The sequence below is a fragment of the Ectothiorhodosinus mongolicus genome, from assembly GCF_022406875.1.
GTDB classification, from domain to species: domain Bacteria; phylum Pseudomonadota; class Gammaproteobacteria; order Ectothiorhodospirales; family Ectothiorhodospiraceae; genus Ectothiorhodospira; species Ectothiorhodospira mongolica.
Window position 1 is genome coordinate 885,013 of the sequence record NZ_CP023018.1, and the last position, 18,506, is coordinate 903,518.

The 18,506-nt window shown below is 55.2% G+C and carries 16 protein-coding genes; 7 read left to right on the forward strand and 9 right to left on the reverse strand.

The features are described from left to right. Window positions 1-37: 37 nt before the first annotated feature. Both CKX93_RS04065 and CKX93_RS04070 read right to left on the reverse strand, forming a co-directional pair. Window positions 38-1,675 (reverse strand): BCCT family transporter, encoded by a 1,638-nt coding sequence (locus tag CKX93_RS04065; protein ID WP_076755427.1) that lies wholly within the window; start codon window positions 1,673-1,675, stop codon window positions 38-40. Window positions 1,676-2,001: 326 nt separating this feature from the next. Continuing rightward, entirely contained in the window at window positions 2,002-2,775 is a 774-nt protein-coding gene (locus CKX93_RS04070; protein ID WP_076755428.1) for an exodeoxyribonuclease III, read from the reverse strand. A gap of 63 nt (window positions 2,776-2,838) precedes the next feature. On the opposite strand from CKX93_RS04070, the gene pyrE reads away from it, so the two are divergent. After that, complete coding sequence (pyrE, locus tag CKX93_RS04075) at window positions 2,839-3,483, forward strand: orotate phosphoribosyltransferase (protein WP_076755429.1); 645 nt, start codon at window positions 2,839-2,841, stop codon at window positions 3,481-3,483. Here pyrE and argB read toward each other — a convergent pair. The 3 genes from argB to coaBC form a co-directional block, all read right to left on the reverse strand. Then, a complete protein-coding gene (gene argB / locus CKX93_RS04080; RefSeq protein ID WP_420828609.1) occupies window positions 3,480-4,385 on the reverse strand; it encodes an acetylglutamate kinase in 906 nt (301 codons plus the stop codon). The genes pyrE and argB overlap by 4 nt on opposite strands. 80 nt (window positions 4,386-4,465) lie before the next feature. Then, window positions 4,466-4,936, reverse strand: coding sequence for a dUTP diphosphatase (gene dut / locus CKX93_RS04085; protein ID WP_076755430.1), 471 nt, complete (start codon window positions 4,934-4,936; stop codon window positions 4,466-4,468). Between the two features lie 20 nt (window positions 4,937-4,956). Next, window positions 4,957-6,150 (reverse strand): bifunctional phosphopantothenoylcysteine decarboxylase/phosphopantothenate--cysteine ligase CoaBC, encoded by a 1,194-nt coding sequence (gene coaBC, locus CKX93_RS04090; protein ID WP_076755431.1) that lies wholly within the window; start codon window positions 6,148-6,150, stop codon window positions 4,957-4,959. A 56-nt stretch (window positions 6,151-6,206) separates the two neighbouring features. Here coaBC and CKX93_RS04095 point away from each other — a divergent pair, with 56 nt between their 5' ends. Beyond that, entirely contained in the window at window positions 6,207-7,499 is a 1,293-nt protein-coding gene (locus CKX93_RS04095; RefSeq protein WP_076755432.1) for an MFS transporter, read from the forward strand. Here CKX93_RS04095 and CKX93_RS04100 read toward each other — a convergent pair whose 3' ends face one another. After that, complete coding sequence (locus tag CKX93_RS04100; RefSeq protein ID WP_076755433.1) at window positions 7,500-9,887, reverse strand: sucrose synthase; 2,388 nt, start codon at window positions 9,885-9,887, stop codon at window positions 7,500-7,502. A 150-nt stretch (window positions 9,888-10,037) separates the two neighbouring features. Between CKX93_RS04100 and CKX93_RS04105 the strand changes: the two genes are divergently transcribed. Genes CKX93_RS04105 through CKX93_RS04125 form a run of 5 tightly spaced genes read left to right on the forward strand, consistent with a single transcriptional unit; the run spans window position 10,038 to window position 16,092 of the window. Beyond that, window positions 10,038-11,300, forward strand: coding sequence for a Zn-dependent hydrolase (locus CKX93_RS04105; protein ID WP_076755434.1), 1,263 nt, complete (start codon window positions 10,038-10,040; stop codon window positions 11,298-11,300). Then, complete coding sequence (locus tag CKX93_RS04110) at window positions 11,297-12,079, forward strand: cysteine hydrolase family protein (protein ID WP_076755435.1); 783 nt, start codon at window positions 11,297-11,299, stop codon at window positions 12,077-12,079. Before CKX93_RS04105 ends, CKX93_RS04110 begins: the two co-directional genes overlap by 4 nt. Then, complete coding sequence (locus CKX93_RS04115; protein ID WP_076755436.1) at window positions 12,076-13,143, forward strand: aspartate/ornithine carbamoyltransferase family protein; 1,068 nt, start codon at window positions 12,076-12,078, stop codon at window positions 13,141-13,143. The genes CKX93_RS04110 and CKX93_RS04115 overlap by 4 nt, the downstream gene beginning before the upstream one ends. Before the next feature lie 18 nt (window positions 13,144-13,161). Beyond that, window positions 13,162-15,174, forward strand: coding sequence for an asparagine synthase (glutamine-hydrolyzing) (gene asnB / locus CKX93_RS04120; protein WP_076755437.1), 2,013 nt, complete (start codon window positions 13,162-13,164; stop codon window positions 15,172-15,174). A 9-nt stretch (window positions 15,175-15,183) separates the two neighbouring features. After that, window positions 15,184-16,092, forward strand: a complete 909-nt coding sequence (locus tag CKX93_RS04125) for a mechanosensitive ion channel family protein (RefSeq protein ID WP_076755438.1) — start codon at window positions 15,184-15,186, stop codon at window positions 16,090-16,092. A 3-nt stretch (window positions 16,093-16,095) separates the two neighbouring features. On the opposite strand, the gene CKX93_RS04130 is transcribed toward CKX93_RS04125, so the two are convergent. From CKX93_RS04130 to CKX93_RS04140, 3 genes are read right to left on the reverse strand one after another with little or no spacing between them, the layout of a single operon-like run. Further along, window positions 16,096-16,983, reverse strand: a complete 888-nt coding sequence (locus CKX93_RS04130) for a PfkB family carbohydrate kinase (protein WP_076755439.1) — start codon at window positions 16,981-16,983, stop codon at window positions 16,096-16,098. Next, the gene (locus CKX93_RS04135) at window positions 16,976-17,836 is read right to left on the reverse strand and encodes an endonuclease/exonuclease/phosphatase family protein (protein ID WP_084178655.1); all 861 of its coding nucleotides are present in this window, start codon (window positions 17,834-17,836) and stop codon (window positions 16,976-16,978) included. Before CKX93_RS04135 ends, CKX93_RS04130 begins: the two co-directional genes overlap by 8 nt. A 6-nt stretch (window positions 17,837-17,842) precedes the next feature. Beyond that, window positions 17,843-18,469 carry a c-type cytochrome gene (locus CKX93_RS04140; RefSeq protein WP_076755440.1) on the reverse strand — a complete coding sequence of 209 codons (627 nt, stop codon included), beginning with the start codon at window positions 18,467-18,469 and terminating at the stop codon, window positions 17,843-17,845. Window positions 18,470-18,506: the final 37 nt, after the last annotated feature.

Here is an 18,506-nt window from a genome sequence, read left to right on the forward strand (position 1 = left end):
TCTTCCTCTTCGTTTTTATAACAATGGTAAAGCGTGATTAGTTTGATTGAGCCTCATCAGCAACGGCCTGATTGAGCTTGAGCAAGCTGCGTTCGTGATACAGGCCCTTGTAGAGACTTACCGTCATGAACAAGAGCACGATCACAAACGGCAGACCCGCACTCACCGAGGCAGCCTGAAGCGCCTGAAGTGCCGCGGCGCCGCCCACAGCAAGAAGTACCGCTGCGATCAGACCCTCAAACGTTGCCCAGAACAGACGCTGGGCCTGCGGGGAGTCGGTCTTGCCTCCGGAGGTGATGCTGTCAATGACCAAGGATCCGGAATCGGATGAGGTCACGAAAAACACCAGCACCAAGATGATGGCAACGGTGGCCGAGATGCTCGTCAAAGGCAATGCATCCAGCATTTGGAAGAGCGCCAGTTCAGAGGCCCCAAGACCATCGGCGAGTCCACCCACACCATCGCGCACCTGGTTCAGACCCTGACCACCCAAGGCACTCATCCACAACACCGTGACCCCTGTGGGCACCAGCAATACGGCGGTGACAAATTGGCGCACGGTACGGCCCTTTGAGACGCGGGCGATGAACATGCCGACAAACGGTGACCAGGAAATCCACCACGCCCAGAAGAAGATCGTCCAGTCGTGGTAGAAGACGCTGTCTTCGCGTCCCACGGGGTTACTTAAAGGCAGCATGTACTGCGCATAAGAGGCCAGGGTTTCACCCGTGGTATTCAAAAAGGCGATAAAACCGCCAGCCAGCATAACGAACAACAGAAACACCATGGCCATTCCCAGATTGATGTTACTGAGCACGCGTACGCCCCCGTGCAAGCCGCGGCTGATCGATATCAAGGCGACAATGGTGATACCAACGATGATGGCGAGCTGCGTGGTTAAGCCACCGTCAACGCCGAACATGAAGGACATGCCGGCCGCTGCCTGCTGGGCACCGAGGCCCAATGAGGTTGCCAGACCGAACATGGTGGCCAGCACCGCAAGCACATCAATCACGTGACCAATCGGCCCCCAAATGCGCTCTCCCAGCAAGGGATAGAATGCTGAACGTACCGTTAGAGGTAGCCCCTTGTTGTAGGTGAAAAACGCCAGTGATAGTCCGACCACGGCGTAGATAGACCAAGGGTGCAAACCCCAGTGGTACATGGTGGCACCTAGGGAAGCACCACGCGAAGCTTCAGAGCCCGCCTCAATACCCAACGGCGTCCCCCACCAATCGGTGTAGTAGGCCACAGGTTCGGCTACGGCCCAGAACATCAGGCCGATGCCCATGCCGGCGGCAAATAACATTGAGAACCAAGACAGAACACCAAAGCTAGGCTTGGCATCCTCGCCGCCGATGCGAATGCTGCCGATGGGCAGCACGATGAGCAGCAAAGCCGCCAGAACAAACAAGTTAGCCGAGGACAAGAACAGCCAATCGAAGGTTAGGCCAATCCAGGACCGCGTTGAGCCGAGAGCATTGTTGGCTGCCTCGGGCATCAGCAAAGAGCCCACTACAAACAGCAAAATCAGACCCGCACTAATGACGAAGACCGGATTATGAAGGTCTAGCCCCAGAGGGTTGATGTTCTGTTCGCCGATCTCATGATCGGTTTCGTACTCCTGTTCCAGTTCAGCAATTTTTTCTTCTAATTCATCGGTGGTCGAACTCATGTGGTTCCCTCATGATCGATACTGTCGCCGCGCAAATCGAAAAAAGACCACAAGTCGCGTCACAGACACGAGCAATGGAACCCTTTAGCGTTCGCAAGCGAACGGAATACTGCAAATCCAAGTTGTCTTATTAGGGCGCTAGCCCAAGATGCTGCGACACGCGAATGCATGCCCGAATGTCATCGGTCGAGAAACTGCAAGCGACGCTGCGTTGAAATGTTACTTGCCCCGTGGTGCTAAAGCGTTGGGACAGTGCGGCGTCATGTGATGACTTTTTTTACGCTAACACGATTGTTATTGGGATTGCCAATCCCGACTATTCCACTCTAGAACGGCCAGTCATAATCCATGATCACCGGAGCGTGATCAGAAAAATGATCATCACGGTGCACGCTGGCTTGGCGAACGCTGCTAGACAGCAGGGGAGTGGCTATCTGGTAATCCAAACGCCAACCCACATTATTAGCCCGCGCCTGGCCGCGATTAGACCACCAGGTGTATTCATCGGGATTTGGATTGACCGCGCGAAAGGTATCTACCCAGCCCACCTCGTCATATAGCCGATCCAGCCAGGCCCGCTCTTCCGGCAAAAACCCAGAGTTTTTTTGATTGCTGCGCCAATTGCGAAGATCGATGGGCTTATGGGCAATATTCCAGTCGCCACAGTAAACATACTGGCGGCCGTCAGAATGCCGTTTTTGCAGCTCTGGCATGAAAGCATCGAGAAAACGCCACTTCACTTCTTGACGATGATCGCCCGATGAGCCGGAAGGCAAATAGACGGAAATAACCGATAAACCACCGTATCTCGCCTCTAAATAGCGCCCTTCTGTGTCGAACTCCTCAATTCCCATACCCATAATGACGTGCTCAGGCGACTTCTTGGAATATAGCGCCACACCACTGTAGCCTTTCTTCTGAGCATCGAAATAAAAGCACTCATAGCCGCGAGGATGAAAGATTTCATCATCCAGTTGATGGATCTGTGCTTTCGTTTCTTGAATGCACACCACATCGGCGCTCTGATGCTCCAGCCACTCAAAAAATCCTTTTCGGGCGGCAGAGCGGATGCCATTGGCGTTGAAGTTGATAATGCGCATGCGAGGCTCTCTTGGGTCAGTTATGCTTTGAGGCTGCCCTTTTTAACACAGCGACCCGCATCGATGACCCACTTCAAAAACGAATTCCTTGAATATTGCTTGAGCCGCCAAGTTCTGCGCTTTGGCACATTTACGCTGAAATCAGGGCGTCAAAGCCCATATTTCTTTAATGCCGGACTGTTTAATACGGGGGAGGATTTGGCACGCCTGGGACAGTATTACGCTCAGACCTTGGTCGACTCAGGACTGGAGATCGATATGTTGTTTGGACCGGCTTATAAGGGCATTCCGCTGGCGGCCAGCACTGCGATGACATTGTCCACCCAGCATGGTCGCAATTATCCCTGGTGTTTCAATCGCAAAGAAGCCAAGGATCACGGTGAAGGCGGTAATCTGGTGGGCGCGCCGCTGCAGGGGCGCGTTTTAATTATCGACGACGTGATTACCGCTGGCACCGCGATTCGCGAATCGGTGGACATCATCCAAGCTGCTGGCGCCACCCCCGCCGGGGTTTTAATCGCCTTGGATCGACAAGAACGCGGCAAAGGCGACTTGTCGGCCATTCAGGAAGTGGAGCGCGATTACGGCCTGAGCGTTTTGGCGATCGCTAATCTGGCCGATCTTTCCCGCTTTCTTGAGGACATGCCGGAATTGGAGGAATACCGCAGCGCAGTCGGGGCTTACCGCCAGCAATACGGGATTGCTTAGCCGCGGATCAGCGTTCCCACACCCTTGTCGGTCAGCAACTCCAGCATCACCGCATGACTGACACGCCCATCAATAATGTGCGCAGCACGCACACCCGATTTGACCGCGTCCAGCGCACAGTGAATTTTTGGAATCATGCCGCCATGAATCGTGCCATCGGCGATCAGGTCGTCGACCTGTTGGGCAGTCAGCCCGGTCAGTAGCTGACCCTGGCCATCCAAGACACCCGGCGTATTGGTCAACAAAATCAATTTTTCCGCGCCCAACACCGAGGCCATCTTGCCGGCAACTAGGTCGGCATTGATGTTGTATGCCATACCATCCTCACCCACACCCACAGGGGCAATCACCGGTATGAAGTTACCAGAATCCAGCATATGCACCACCGAAGGGTCGATTGATGCCACCTCGCCAACATGACCTAGATCGATAATCTCTGAGGCCTCGGGATCAGTGGCCATGCGGCGATGTTCCAGGCGCCGAGCCCGGATGAGGCCACCATCCTTGCCGGTCAGACCTACAGCGCGACCGCCAAATTGGTTGATGAGATTGACGATCTCTTTGTTCACCAGTCCGCCTAGGACCATTTGCACCACGTCCATGGTTTCCCGATCGGTGACCCGCAAGCCGTCGACAAAGCGCGTCTCTTTACCCAGCTGGGCCAGCAGTTTACCGATCTGAGGACCACCGCCGTGGACGACCACAGGGTTCATACCCACCTGTTTGAGCAAGACGATATCGCGCGCAAAACCGCGTTTTAGGTCTTCATCGACCATGGCATTGCCGCCGTATTTGATAACCAAAGTCTTTTTCGAAAAACGTTGGATATAGGGCAAAGCCTCCGTCAGCACCCGGGCAACGGTTTTGGCATTATCCGGATCCATGGGGGTATTGTCGGTCATGCGCCAGTACTCCAAAGCAGTGCCCATAAAAACGCTTAGATTAGCACTCGCAGAGCGCGCAAAGCCATATTGAATAGGCCCTAGCGCTGGCCTGATGAACCAAAGCCTGCAGCGCCACGCTCACTATCGACAAAGGTATCGACCACCTCGAACTCGGGCTGAATCACCGGCACCAAGATCATCTGGGCGATACGATCTCCCGGCTGGATCTCGAAATCTTGATTGCCACGGTTCCATAGAGACACCATCAAAGGGCCTTGATAATCCGAATCGATCAGTCCGGTCAGATTTCCCAAGACGATGCCATTTTTGTGACCCAAACCGGAGCGCGGCAGCAGCAGCGCCGCCAAACCGGAATCGCCGATATACATGGCCATACCCGTGGGAATGAGCTGCGTCTCACCGGGCTTGAGACTGAGCGGCGCATCGATACAGGCGCGCAGGTCTACCCCCGCTGAGCCGGGCGTTGCCGTTGCCGGCAGGGGAAACTCACTGCCGAGTCGAGGGTCCAGAATCTTCACCTGCACTTTTTGTCGGCGCGCCAAGCTCATGAACTGCTCTCCTAGGGTTTTTATTTTTGTTTGACCCGCTCTGCCACCAGCTGCAACAAAGCCTCAGCCAGCTGATGTTTGGACTGACGCGGCAACATGTGCTCACCACCCGGCCAGAACACCTGTAGCGCATTGTCTTCTTGATCAAAGCCTTGACCCGCAGATACATCATTGGCAGCAATCATGTCGAGCTGCTTGCTCTCGAGCTTGGCTAAAGCATGCTGCTTCACTTGCTGAGTCTCAGCAGCAAAGCCCACGACGAAAGGTCGGCGCGGCAAAGCGGCCACCTCGGCGAGAATATCGGATGTGCGCGCCAATTCGAGCTGCAGATGCTCTGATTGTTTTTTGATTTTTTCGGAAGCCGGCGATTCGGGACGATAATCGGCTACGGCAGCGGTAGCGATAAACACATCCGCGGAGCTAACGCGCGACATCACGGCCGTGTGCATTTGCTGCGCAGTTTCCACCGCCACCGCTTCAATACCAGCAGGAATAGGGATAGTCACGGGCCCATGCACCAAGGTCACCTGCGCACCAGCGCGGCGCGCCGCAGCGGCTAGGGCGAAACCCATGCGTCCCGAACTGCGGTTGGACAGATAACGCACTGGATCAATGGGCTCGCGGGTGGGTCCAGCGGTTAACAAAATATGCAGACCTGCTAATGGGCCGTTGACGCCGGTTGTTTGCAGCGCTTCCAACAACTGCTGCGGTTCCCACATACGGCCCGGCCCCACGTCACCGCAAGCCTGTTCACCGCTGCTGGGTCCATAGAGCCGGTAGCCCAACGCATCCAGCAAGCGCACATTGCGCTGTGTGGCGGGCGCCGACCACATGCCTTGATTCATGGTGGGCGCCAGAGCAATCGGGGCCTGCGTTGCTAGACACACGGTGGTGAGCAAATCATCGGCTAGACCATGAGCCAAACGCGCCATCAGATCAGCGGTGGCTGGTGCAATCAGTACCTGATCAGGCCAGCGTGCCAGCTCGATATGATCCATCCCTGCCTCGGCTTGGGCATCGAATAAATCAGTGCGTACCGGATGTCCGGATAAGGCCTGAAAAGTTAGTGGCGTAACAAACTCAGTAGCACTGCGCGTCATCACCACGCGCACCTCAGCGCCCGCCTCGATCAAGCGGCGCACCAGCTCGCAGCTTTTATAGGCAGCGATACCGGCCGACACACCGAGTAAAATTTTTTGACCTGTGAGTGACATGCAGCGAGTCTACGCTAAGATGTGGGCTCGGATTAATACCAAAAGAACGAAAATCCATGCAAAACTTCGATCAGGCGCGCTTTGAGCGCACCCGCTGGACCATCTACAGCATCCTCATCGCGGCTTATATGTTGGTGTTTTTTCACCGCTTTGCGCCAGCCATGGTGTCTGCTGAGCTGGCTGAGGCTTTTGGTATCACGGCTGCCGCGCTGGGCTCGTTATCGGCGATGTACTTCTATATCTACACGGTCATGCAAATGCCCGCCGGCATTCTTGCCGACACATTAGGCTCACGTTTTGCGGTCACCATCGGCAATGTCGTGGCCGGCAGCGGCTCCATTATTTTCGGCTTAGCTGACACCTTAGCCACCGCCAGCATTGGGCGCTTTCTTGTGGGTCTTGGGGTTTCGGTGGTTTTCGTTGGGCTGATGAAAAGTAATACCGTGTGGTTTAGTAGCCGCAAATACGGGAGCATCAGCGGTCTGACCTTGCTGCTGGGGAATATGGGGGCAATCGCCGCCACCGGACCCTTGGCACTGATGCTACTGGCGGTGGACTGGCGAACCCTGTTTGTGGCTTTGGGCATTGTGGCCATTGGCTTAGCCTTATTGTCTTGGTGGCTGGTGCGCGATAAGCCTGAGCAATTGGGCTTTCCCTCGGTGGCAGAGATGGAAGGTCTACCCCCGCCTCAGCCGCGCGAGCAACACTGGCTGCGCGATCTAGGATCGGTGTTAAAAAACCGCAAGCTTTGGCCGGGCTTTGTTTATGACTTTGGCATCACCGGCAGTCTGTTCGGGATGTTGGGACTTTGGGCGGTACCGCTGCTGCGCGATGTGCATGGCCTGACCCGAGGTGAAGCTTCGGTATACACCACCCTGGCGACTGTGGCCTTTGCTCTAGGCTGTCTGATCGCAGGTAACGTATCTGATCGACTAGGGCGCCGCCGGCCTATTTTGCAGGGCGGTGCCTTGGCTTATCTGACGATTTGTTTGTCCTTCCTGTTTTTGCCGTGGGGACCGGGCGCTGGTGGCATGGCCTTATTCGTGATGTTGGGACTAAGCGCTGGATGCTTTGTGGTGGCCTATGCCCATGCCAAGGAAGTCGCGCCTGTGGCACTGTCTGGGATGGCCATCGCGCTGGTCAATACCGGCTTATTTCTGGGCACAGCCCTGTTCCAGCCTCTGTTTGGCTGGGCCATGGACCTGGGTTGGTCCGGGCAGTTGGTGGCGGGCGTACCAGTTTATGAAGCCAGCGACTATCAACGCGGTCTGTGGCTACTCACTGGCTTTGCTGCCTTGGCGATGCTGGCTTCCACACGACTGGTGGAAACCCGCTGCCGCCACATCTGATCAGTGACCCTGAATCTGCTCGGCTAGACGCCGATACTGCAGGCTGTAGAACATCTGCAGATAGCGGCGGGTTTCCGAGCGCTCAAGATCAGTGACGTATTTCCAAAAACCGTAAATACGTGACAAAGTCATCATCCGCTCAGCATAACGATCCCAGGTATAACGATCTGCCACCCGCTGCATACCGGCATCAGAAATCTGCTGCCAATAGTCGGGCTCATCCGCGCAGCGCGTGAAGAACTCACTGATTAACTCAGCGGCCTGCTCGCCATGATTGGGGTCGATATGAAAGCCCGAATGGCCATGTTCAATGATTTCTAGTGGTCCGCCATATTGTGTAGCAAAGGTCGGTAAGCCAGAGACCATGGACTCAATCACCGTCAACCCAAAGGCCTCAAACAGCGCTGGCTGCACGAAAATGCCGCGACGATCGGCGATAAACCGATAAAGCTCCCCGGACAGCGTCTTGTCCAAACGTACGCCCAACCAGCGAACCTGTTCATCCAAGCCATGCTCATCAAAAAGAGCGTGCATTCGAGCGATCTGCTCTCGCTCTTCACGATCATCGGATTGACTGCTATCCACATGGCCGGCAATCAGCACCAAATTGGCCTGTTCGCGAAGCCTTGGGTTCTGTGCATACCAAGTCAGCAGCCCAGTGATGTTCTTGATGTGATCCAAGCGCGCCATGGAAAACACCACTGGCTTTTCTGGATCTGCCAACACGCCTCGCGCATCTTCAGAGGGCCCGCCGAACAGCATTTCCTCAAGTTCAGTGTGCAGCCCACTAAGGCGCCGCTCGGAATTGGTGTAGGCATAGTAGACCTCGGCATCAGCACCCGGCGAGACAATGTTAAAGCGCGGATCGAACACATCCACGCCATTGACCACCCGATATAAATCCGGCAGCGTGAATTGGCCGTAGCTTTCGTACTGGCCGATGCTGTAATCCGTACCGGCGATCTCCTGAAAGGTGCTGGTGATAATAAAATCTGCCGCATTCATGGCAATCAAATCCGCCGTAAACTGACAAGAAAAATGGTACTGCGGCTCATTGTCCTGCCAGTACAAATCTGAATAGAGATACTTGGTCTTCTCTAGCGCATGGGCGATATTACACTGAGTCACATGAAGGCGATTGGCCAGCAGCGTGGCTACCAAATTACCGTCGGAATAGTTACCCACAATCAGATCCGGACGACCACCCAGTTCGGCCAATACCCGCGTCTCGGCATCGTCGGCAAAGCGTTCCAAATAGGGCCAAATCTCAAAACGGGAGATCCAACTGGGCAGGATTTCGCCATCGCTGCTGCGAAATGGTACGCGCAGAATGCGGGCGTTGCGCGTACCGCGAATGGGTTCCTCGGCCTGATCACAGGTCGTGCCCTGAGCATCGGGCAACAGGCGTGTTACCACCAGAATATTGGGGTGGATATCTAAGCCTTGTTCCACCAGACGCTGGCGCATCTCACGCTCCAAAGCCCGGACCTGATCCAAGATATAGACCACTTGACCACCGGTATCGGGCCGCCCCAAAACATTATCCTGCCCAAAAAAGCCATGTGGCGAGAGAATCAACAGACTGAAGATCATGGGGATACGCGCGAGGAATCGCTCCAAAGTATCGGGCGAGGGCGCCTCTAACAGTTCGGAAAGCAGCTGCAGAGTATCGATGGCGCGCGACGCATCACCACCCCAGCCGACCTCAAAACCAAGATCTTGCAAACGATGTGCGTGCGCCTTCCAAGGAGTCTCAGCGGGAGACTTGCGTAAGACCCGAATGGCCTCGCGGATTGCTTTGCGCAGACTATCCACATCGGCAATACGATCATTGAGCATCAACTGCTCGCCCTGACAGCGGTGTTCTCTTAAAAACCGCAGCAACTGTGTCAGACCGCGACCTTGCTGATCGAATAGTTCGCTGGACAGCTTGCGGTTAAGAAAGGAAACCCCCTGACCAATGGAGCGCGACTCTCGCATACGCGGCACATTGCGGTTAAATGCTCCGATATCAAATACCAGAGGATGTTGCTCAGCCAATGCCGGAATCACCAAGCGCTCTTTGAATGCCAGAAAATGTGAAACATCCATAGGTTCAAGCGTCAGGTCATCGGCATGCAAGCTCAGATAATAGGTACGGCCAACTCGGGGGCGCAGCGCTAAGGCTACGACCGGCCAAGCGATAGCCAGCTCCTGGATATCTTCCATCAAGCGCGCCAGCGGACTGTCTTCCTCATCCTCCATGTCGCGCTCAGCAAGCATGGCTAGGTAATGGTCTTTGACATCCGAGCGCAACAGAAAAGGTCGGCCCAAAGACTGATATCGGCGCAACAGCAGGTAAACCAGTTCTCGATGATCGCTGAGAGCCTGACGTAACTCCTTCAGCATGGCGTTCTCCCGTTTCCCACAACGAAGGGTGAATTTGAGCACTTCGGGGATAGGTGGTAGGGTAACAAAAGATCCTCAACCCATGCGATGCACTCCTGCCTGGCAGCTCTGCCTGTCGTTTCGATTAGGCAGCCAAAAGGCTGAATATTGATGACCGACAAACCCGTTTCGATCAATATCGACCGACTCAGGCGTGATGTTGAAGCGCTGGCGGCTATAGGCCGCGGCCCAGATCAGGGCATCTACCGCATGGCCTTTAGTGAAGGCGATCTGGCTGGTCGTCGCTGGCTGCAAAGCCAGATTGAGGCCGCTCACCTCGATTATTTCGAAGATGGCGCTGCCAATCAACACGGTCGCTTGGCTTGGGATGGGCAATCGCCCAGCATCATGATCGGCTCGCACCTTGATACGGTTCCTGGCGGCGGACCCTTGGATGGCGCCCTTGGCGTGCTGGTGGGCTTGGAGATTCTGCGCAGTATTCAAGAATCCGAAACACCACTGCGCCATCCCATGGAAGTGGTCAATTTTACAGATGAAGAAGGTCGCTTTGGCGGCTTATTTGGTTCTCAGGCGATGGCCGGCCAGCTCACTCCGGCGATGATCCATGAGGCCCGGGATCTTGAGGGGGTTTCTCTGACCGAGGCAATGGCAGCTTGGGGTATGGATGCCAATGCCGCGTTATTTGCTCGTCGGCCACGCGATGCCATCAAAGCTTATTTAGAGCTACATATTGAACAGGGCCCAGTGTTGGATCGCGGTGATATCAGCATCGGCGTGGTGGAAGCCATCACCGGACTATTCAAGTGGGAAGTGACCCTAAAGGGGCAAACCAACCATGCGGGCACCACGCCCATGCACATGCGTCAAGACAGTTTTCAGGGACTGGCTGAGTTCGCTTTTGCCATTGACCGCATTCTAGAAGAACATGGCAGCCCGCATAGCCGCGCGACCATTGGTCGTGTTGAGCTCTCCCCGGGAGCTGCCAATACCGTTCCGGGCAGCACGGCTTTCTCACTGGATGTGCGCGACACCGATGCCGATGTGCTCTCCAACCTCAGCGATGCGTTCCGGCGAACGCTATCAGCACTGGCCAGACGTCGGCAACTGATGTTCGAGTTTGAGGTGCTCTCAGAGATTACACCCCAGCGATGTGACGCTGGCTTGGTGCAGCTGTTGAGCGATAAGGCCCGCGCCTTGGATCTTAAGCATATGTGCCTGCCCAGTGGTGCTGCTCATGATGCACAAATCATGGCCAGCATGACGCGCACCGGCATGGTGTTCGTGCCCAGTATTGAGGGTCGCAGTCATTCCGCAGCCGAGTGGACCAATTGGGAAGATATTGAGCGAGGGGCCAATGTGCTGCTGCAAGCCTCCCTCTCATTGGCAGTGGGTACAGGAGAAACTTTACGATGAATGAGTTGGATGCACAGCGCGATACCCGCTTCGATAATCTCGACCCCTTGCGCGAGCAATATCGCGAGACCTTAATCAGTAATCGCGCCCTGAGCCGGGCTTTGGGCGCGCATCATGCGGCACTGTTATGTATTGATTTGCAGTATCTGGATGCTGCCCGAGGCTGGGGTATTTTCGCCGATGCCGAGCGTTCGGGACTGCCGGCGGAGGCTCAGGATTATTATTTTGAGCGTTTGGATAATCTGGTGCTGCCCAATGTGCGGCGGCTGCAAGATGGTTTTCGCTCGCTGGGTCTGGAGGTCATTCATACCCGCATCCAATCTATGACCCATGATGGACGCGATCGCGGACCAGGCCATAAACGTTTGGGCCTGCATGCCGCACCCGGCTCCAAGGAGGCGGAGTTCCTAGAAATCGTCGCTCCTCAAGGCGATGAGATCATCATCAATAAAACCGCCAGTGGCGTCTTCACTTCCACCAATATTGAGTACGTTCTGCGCAATCTGGAAGTGACCGCCTTATTCATCGTTGGCGTTTACAGCAATGAATGCGTCAGCACAGCCATCCGCGACGCCTGTGATCTGGGTTTTTACACCACCTTGATCAGCGATGCCGTGGCCACCGTGACCCCCGAGTTGGAGCGGGCAACCATTTTGACCATGAAAGATCGCTATGCGCGGGTTATGACGACCGAACAGGCGTTGTTGGAAATCTCCAAAATTGAGGTCGACAGCGCAGACGCCCAAGTTTCCACCGCCCTCATGGAAGAACCTCGATGAACTGGGAATCCCAACTACAAAAGCCACTCAGCCCCAAAGATGGCACGGCCGGTATTGAACGACCTCGGGCGCTGGCCGAACAAATCAGTGAGGACCCCAATCCCTTACTGACACTCTCCAATCGCCACGTGGTCTCAGCGCGGCAGTTTGATCGAGACACATTAACTCAGTTGTTTCGTTTGGCGGCTCAATATGAGAGCACTCCGGCACTGATGCATCTGCCACTGCAAGGTAAAATCCTGATCAGTGCCTTTTATGAACCCAGCACCCGCACGCGTCTGTCTTTCGAGAGTGCTTGGCACCGCCTAGGCGGTGACATCATGTCGATTACCGACCCAAAGAGCACGGGGATGGCCAAAGGCGAGTCGCTTGCCGATATCGCGGAGATGTTTAACAACTATGGCGATGTCATCGTCCTGCGTAATAACCAGAACGACTCGGTTTATGAAATGTTGGATGCCCTGCGCATTCCCATTGTGAACGCAGGCAATGGCATTGATGAGCATCCCACGCAGGCGATGGCCGACCTGTACACGATTTTTAAATGGCATCCGAACCTTTTGGATACCTCGCTAGCGGAAGCAGAGCGCATCCGCATCGGTATCATCGGCGTTCCCGGACGCATGCGCACGGTACGTAGCTTGCTCATCCTGTTATCTAAGTTCGCCTCAGCGATTTCCGAGGTGGTGATTATCAGTGATGAAGATCAGCCGTTTAGCGAGGGTCAGGAAACAGAACTGCTTGCAGCAGGGCTCTCCATTCGCGTCGCACGTAGCTTGAATACTGAGCTACCTGCTTTGGATGTGGTGTACATCAATGCCATCGCTTGGGTGGGGGACAGCTTTGAGGCCATGGGCTCGGAACTGAGGCTTTCGCAACGTTCACCACTAAAACCTGATGCCATCATCCTGCATCCTCTCGCTCGCGGTGAGGAACTGTCCACTGATTTAGATAACACGCCCCATAATTGGTATTTCGCCCAAGCCCGTGGTGCCGTGTTTATCCGCATGGCTTTGCTTACTTGTATTGTTCGACGCATCAGCGAAGTGATGGATACACCCTGAAGTTTTAAGGAGTTTTTTATGTGTGGTATTGCCGGCGTGATGCACGCCGACCCCCAAAAACCTGTTGATCCCAACACACTGGTGGCAATGGCCGCGATTCAGCACCACCGCGGTCCGGATGGCTTTGGCTATGAGGTGCAGAAAGATCGTGGCGTTGGCTTTTCTCATGCCCGCCTGACCATTATCGATTTAGACGAAAATCGCGCCCGCCAGCCTTTTGTCAGTGCGGACAAACAGCTGATGCTGGCGGTCAATGGTGAGCTTTATGACTACAAACGCATTCGCGCGGATTTGGTTTCACGCGGCGCGCGCTTTCGCACTAAGAGCGATTCGGAGATGGTCTTGCACCTCTACCCGCGCTTGGGCTTGGAAGACATGCTTCCACAGCTGCGCGGCGAGTTTGGCATTGCACTTTATGATCGCCACCGCGATCGCTTGATGCTGATTCGCGACCGCTTTGGCGTTAAACCTTTGTACTGGACCGAGGTCAATGGCACGTTAGTCTTCGGCTCGGAATTGAAAGTGTTGTTTGCGCACCCCGAAGTACCTCGTCGCTTTGAGGCGCAGGGACTGTATCACCAACTGATGCAGACTATGGTGCCGGGTCACACCGCCTTTGATGGTATCCATCAGGTCAAACCAGGGCATTGTCTGATCATTGAGCGCAGCCATGGGAAGCTGCAAATTCGTGATGAACGCTACTGGGACATGGATTTCCCACTACTCGAAGAACGCGGTCAAGAACGCGACGAGGATTTCTACATCGAGGGCATTCGCGAAACGCTCATGGAGTCGGTGCAGCTGCGTCTGGAGGCCGATGTACCTGTGGCCTGTTATCTATCCGGTGGCATTGATTCCTGTATCACGCTGGGCTTAGCAGCGGCGTCGCAGCAGTCAGCGGTCAAAGCCTTCACCATCGGCTTTGACAATGTGGACTACGATGAAACGGCAATTGCTCAGGAGATGGCCCAGAGCGTGGGCGCCGATCAAGACATCATGCGCCTCAAAGCCGAGCATCTCTATGACAATCTAGTCGAAACGCTTTGGCATGCCGAGCGCACCATCTACAACACCTTGGGCGTTGCGAAGCTGCTGATGAGCCGCCATGTCAATCAAGCCGGTTATCGGGTCGTGGTCACGGGTGAAGGCTCGGATGAGCTATTTGGCGGCTATCCCTCGTTTCGCCGCGATATGTTCCTGCATGGACTCGATACCTTAAGTCCAGCAGAGCGCGCCAGCTGGCAACAGCTGCTGTCCGAGAGTAATCAGCTGTTCTCCGGCGCCATGCTGGCGGAAAACGAATGGCGTGATCCGGCCTTGGATAAACTCGTTGGTTTTACGCCCTCCTGTTTGCAGCCATGGTTGGCTAGCGCGATACACACACCAGGGCTGATGTCGGAGTCCATGCGCGATCAAATCCATGGCTATGAGCCGGGCCGGGCGATTGCTGAAGCGCTTGATGGCGACATGATCCGCGGCCGCCATCCCTTGGATAAGGCGCAATATGTGTGGATCAAGACCATGCTAGAGGGACAAATTCTCACTTGGGGCGGTGATCGGGTAGATATGGCCAATTCCATGGAAGCGCGGCCGCCGTTTTTGGATCATCATCTCGCTGAACGCGCTGTACATCTGCCGCCGTCGATGCGCATCAAGGGCCGCACCGAAAAATATGTACTGCGTGAGGCCATGAAAGGCCTACTGCCCAAGGTGTTGTACGAGCGCGAGAAGTTCGCGTTTATGGCGCCTCCAGCGCATACCGACCCCAAGAAATGGGCGGCAATGCGGGCCTTGGCCGACCAATATTTGTCTGACCAAGCGATCCAAGATGCTGGGTTATTGGATGTGAATGGTGTCAAAGCCTTATTCCAGTTACATGAAGCCGCCGACACCAGCGCTTCGACTCAAGTGCAACTCGATGCGGTGATCAACCACATGATTGGCGTGCAGGTTCTGCACCACCAGTTCGTGGCACAAGACATCCCGGCATTGGCACGCAAGCGTGCCGCTGAGTTGGGCTGGGCGGCCTAGGAACCCATCATGGAATTCGTCGTTGAATATTTCTTGGAAGTCGCTTGGCAGGATCTGATCTTCGCCAGCCTGCGCATTTTGCTGGTAGTGGTAATCGCCTGGCTGATTGCCAGCTTCCTGAAATCCGGGCTGCGGCGTCTCGAGAAATCCCTGATCGAACGCGGCAAGCAACAAGGTGAGGTCCCCTCAGAAGCCAGCAAACGTGCCGAAACGTTGGTGCGCTTGCTGCGTCAGGCCATGGTCATCATGATTTGGGTGGTTTCCATTCTCGTGATACTCAATGAGTTCGGATTATCCATTGCGCCAATCATAGCCAGCGCAGGGGTGGTAGGACTGGCCGTGGGCTTTGGTGCCCAGAACCTGGTTCGCGATGTGATCAGTGGCTTTTTCCTGATTCTTGAGAATCAGGTGCGAGTGGGTGATGTGGCTGTGGTCAACGGCACCGGTGGTCTTGTAGAGTCGATTAATTTTCGCACCCTGCAGCTAAGAGATCTCGAGGGCAAGGTGCACATCTTTCCCAATGGCTCGATCAGTTCCATGACCAATCTCACCTACGGCTGGTCGGCCTACGTGTTTGACATCCCCGTCGCCTACAAAGAAAACACCGATCGCGTGGTGAAGCTGATTGAAAAAGTCGGTCAGGAACTGCGGGATGATCCCGAGTATCACACCAGCATTTTGGACGATATTGAAATCTTCGGCGTGGATAAATTCGACGACTCGGGCGTCATCATCAAAGGTCGAATTCGCACCCTACCGATCAAACAGTGGTTTGTGGGTCGCGAATTCCTGCGCCGCATTAAGCTATGTTTTGACGACGAAGGCATCGAAATTCCCTTCCCGCATCGCACGCTTTATCTAGGGCAGGGCGAAGAGGCCAAACTGACGGCGGCCATGCTTAATCGTGAGCAAAGCTAAGGATTAGGACCAATCCGATTTGGCTTCGATGTAGAACAATGGATCGTCAGTAGTTGCGCCGCGCATCGCGCAGATGGCGGCGGCATAAACCGATGCGCGCTGCAGAATCAACGGCCATGGCCACGCTTCAATCAGGCCGATGAGAGTGACGGCAGTAAATGCGTCGCCAGCGCCAACCGTGTCAATGAGTTGAGGTACAGCTGGGGCCGGTGTCTCAAACACACTTCCATCGCGACTCACCACGAAAGCGCCTTGCGCCGCGCGCGTCACGATCACTGCCTCAAGCTGACATTCATCGCGCAAGCACTGCGCCTGCTCAATCGGCGCAGACTCGGGTCGTGAGGACAAGATGGCCAACTCCTGCTCATTGAGTTTGGCCCATGTGGCTTGCTGCAAATACCCCACCACCTCATCATGTTGCCACCAAGGATCTCTGAGGTTGACGTCGAGAAAAATGCGCGGCTGGGTCTGATCACACAAATGCTGAAAATTTTGCCGTGAGACCTCTCCACGCAACGCCAAAGAGCCGTGATAGAGCAGCCCATGCTGCGGCATCTTCTCAAGAACCTGGCTGGCATCAATATGATCGTAAGCCTGATCGGCGAGGATTTTGTAGCTGGGCTCGCCGTTTTTTAGGTGCACCTCGACGCGACCCGTGGGGTGGTTTTCTGACATACCCAAGCCGGCAAGCGACATATGCCAGGTACGCATCGATGCAATCACACGTTGGCCTAAGGCATCATGACCCACGGCACCGACGAATAGGGGGTTTCGCCCCAAACCCTTAAGATTCCAGACGACATTAAAGGGCGCACCACCCAGCACCTGCTGATCGTCAAAACAATCAAACAGCACCTCACCAAACACCAAAATGTCGGGTGAATCAGGCATTTAATTGAATTAAAGGCTCGCCATAGAATTGGTTTAAGCGCACGCCCTCAGGCACCGTCAGCTCAACGCCCACGGGCAGATGATCCGAATAGTTCAGATTATAGACATGCACTTTTTCCACACCCAGGCCAGGAGTGACTAGGATATGGTCAAATGCGTGTATGGGCCGCCAACTGGGATAGGTCTTGGCCGATTGCAGGGGTTCTTGAAGGCGGGTTGAACGCACGAGGCGCTGGACTTCCAAGGAATGTGCTGGAGTATTCATATCCCCCATCACGACCACATGTTCGTGATCCCGCAGCACCTCACTGATGTAGTGCATTTGCTCGAGGCGGGCTTTTTTGCCCAGTGACAAATGCACCAACATGATCACTAGGGAGTTATCGCCCTCAGGCGCACCGAAATGTGCCTCTATCGCACCGCGCCCGGGAATTCGGCCAGGCAAGCGGTGCTCTACCACAGAATGCGGTTGGTATCGGGATAAAAGACCGAGGCTGTGCTGGGCGAGCTTACCCAGCTTGCGGTTGGTCTGACTGTACCAATAAGTCAGCTGGCTTTGATTGGAGAGATATTCGGCCAGATTAATGAAGTTGCTGCGCAGCGAACCGGCATCCAGCTCCTGTAGCCCCACCAAGTCAAAACCAGCAATGAACCGGGCGATACTGTCGAGATTGCCCATGCGGCCGTGATAGGGCAGCACATGCTTCCAACTGTTGGTGAGATAGTGGTGGTAGCGACCAGAGGATATTCCAACCTGGACGTTGTAGCTGAGCACCCGCAGGCTCTGGCCCGTCGGTGAGGGTGCTTCTGCTAAAGGAAGGGTGGCCGAAGCCACCCCGAGATTTTCATGCATAAGCCTTTAGTTGGCGCTGAGCGTTGCCATGAATTCAGAAACGGCGGCCATCTCCTCGTCGGTCATGCGGCCTGCGACATTGCGCATCATGCGACCGGGGTCATTGGCGCGCACGCCATCACGAAACTGGTGCAGCTGATCGCGCGAATAGGCGCCATGCTGCGCAGCCACGCTGGGGAAAATAGCCGCAGGATTACCTTTTCCGGTGGGTCCGTGACAGGCCACACAAGCAGCGACACCAGAGGCCATGTTGCCGCCAAAGTAGATTTGCCGACCCAGCGCCAGGGTTTCTTCATCAGCCGCACTGCGTCCCGGAGCGGTCGTTTGCGCGGCGAAATAAGTCGCCAAGTCGCGCATATCCTGATCGCTTAAGTTAGCCACTTGAGGCATCATCAGCGGATTGTTGCGGCGACCTTCTTTGTAGTCAGACAGCTGCTTATACAGGTAGCCTGCGTCTTTACCGGCAATTTTCGGCCAGGCAGGGTTCACGCTATTGCCATCAGCCATGTGGCAGGCGATACACGGGGTCGACAAACCTTGGCCCCGCTGGGCATCTCCACCGAGATTCTCAACCGCATTAGCGGAAAAACTCAAACCAAGGGTGGCAACGGCTAAAATAAGGTACTTTTTCATTTTGATCGGGCTCCCGGACCGCAATTCGACCAGCTGC

Excerpts from the sequence above, each read along its gene's own strand:
- CKX93_RS04065 (WP_076755427.1), bottom strand. The coding sequence starts at position 1,675 with ATGAGTTCGACCACCGATGAATTAGAAGAAAAAATTGCTGAACTGGAA.
- CKX93_RS04070 (WP_076755428.1), bottom strand. The coding sequence starts at position 2,775 with ATGCGCATTATCAACTTCAACGCCAATGGCATCCGCTCTGCCGCCCGA.
- pyrE (WP_076755429.1), top strand. The coding sequence starts at position 2,839 with ATGACCCACTTCAAAAACGAATTCCTTGAATATTGCTTGAGCCGCCAA.
- argB (WP_420828609.1), bottom strand. The coding sequence starts at position 4,385 with ATGACCGACAATACCCCCATGGATCCGGATAATGCCAAAACCGTTGCC.
- dut (WP_076755430.1), bottom strand. The coding sequence starts at position 4,936 with ATGAGCTTGGCGCGCCGACAAAAAGTGCAGGTGAAGATTCTGGACCCT.
- coaBC (WP_076755431.1), bottom strand. The coding sequence starts at position 6,150 with ATGTCACTCACAGGTCAAAAAATTTTACTCGGTGTGTCGGCCGGTATC.
- CKX93_RS04095 (WP_076755432.1), top strand. The coding sequence starts at position 6,207 with ATGCAAAACTTCGATCAGGCGCGCTTTGAGCGCACCCGCTGGACCATC.
- CKX93_RS04100 (WP_076755433.1), bottom strand. The coding sequence starts at position 9,887 with ATGCTGAAGGAGTTACGTCAGGCTCTCAGCGATCATCGAGAACTGGTT.
- CKX93_RS04105 (WP_076755434.1), top strand. The coding sequence starts at position 10,038 with ATGACCGACAAACCCGTTTCGATCAATATCGACCGACTCAGGCGTGAT.
- CKX93_RS04110 (WP_076755435.1), top strand. The coding sequence starts at position 11,297 with ATGAATGAGTTGGATGCACAGCGCGATACCCGCTTCGATAATCTCGAC.
- CKX93_RS04115 (WP_076755436.1), top strand. The coding sequence starts at position 12,076 with ATGAACTGGGAATCCCAACTACAAAAGCCACTCAGCCCCAAAGATGGC.
- asnB (WP_076755437.1), top strand. The coding sequence starts at position 13,162 with ATGTGTGGTATTGCCGGCGTGATGCACGCCGACCCCCAAAAACCTGTT.
- CKX93_RS04125 (WP_076755438.1), top strand. The coding sequence starts at position 15,184 with ATGGAATTCGTCGTTGAATATTTCTTGGAAGTCGCTTGGCAGGATCTG.
- CKX93_RS04130 (WP_076755439.1), bottom strand. The coding sequence starts at position 16,983 with ATGCCTGATTCACCCGACATTTTGGTGTTTGGTGAGGTGCTGTTTGAT.
- CKX93_RS04135 (WP_084178655.1), bottom strand. The coding sequence starts at position 17,836 with ATGCATGAAAATCTCGGGGTGGCTTCGGCCACCCTTCCTTTAGCAGAA.
- CKX93_RS04140 (WP_076755440.1), bottom strand. The coding sequence starts at position 18,469 with ATGAAAAAGTACCTTATTTTAGCCGTTGCCACCCTTGGTTTGAGTTTT.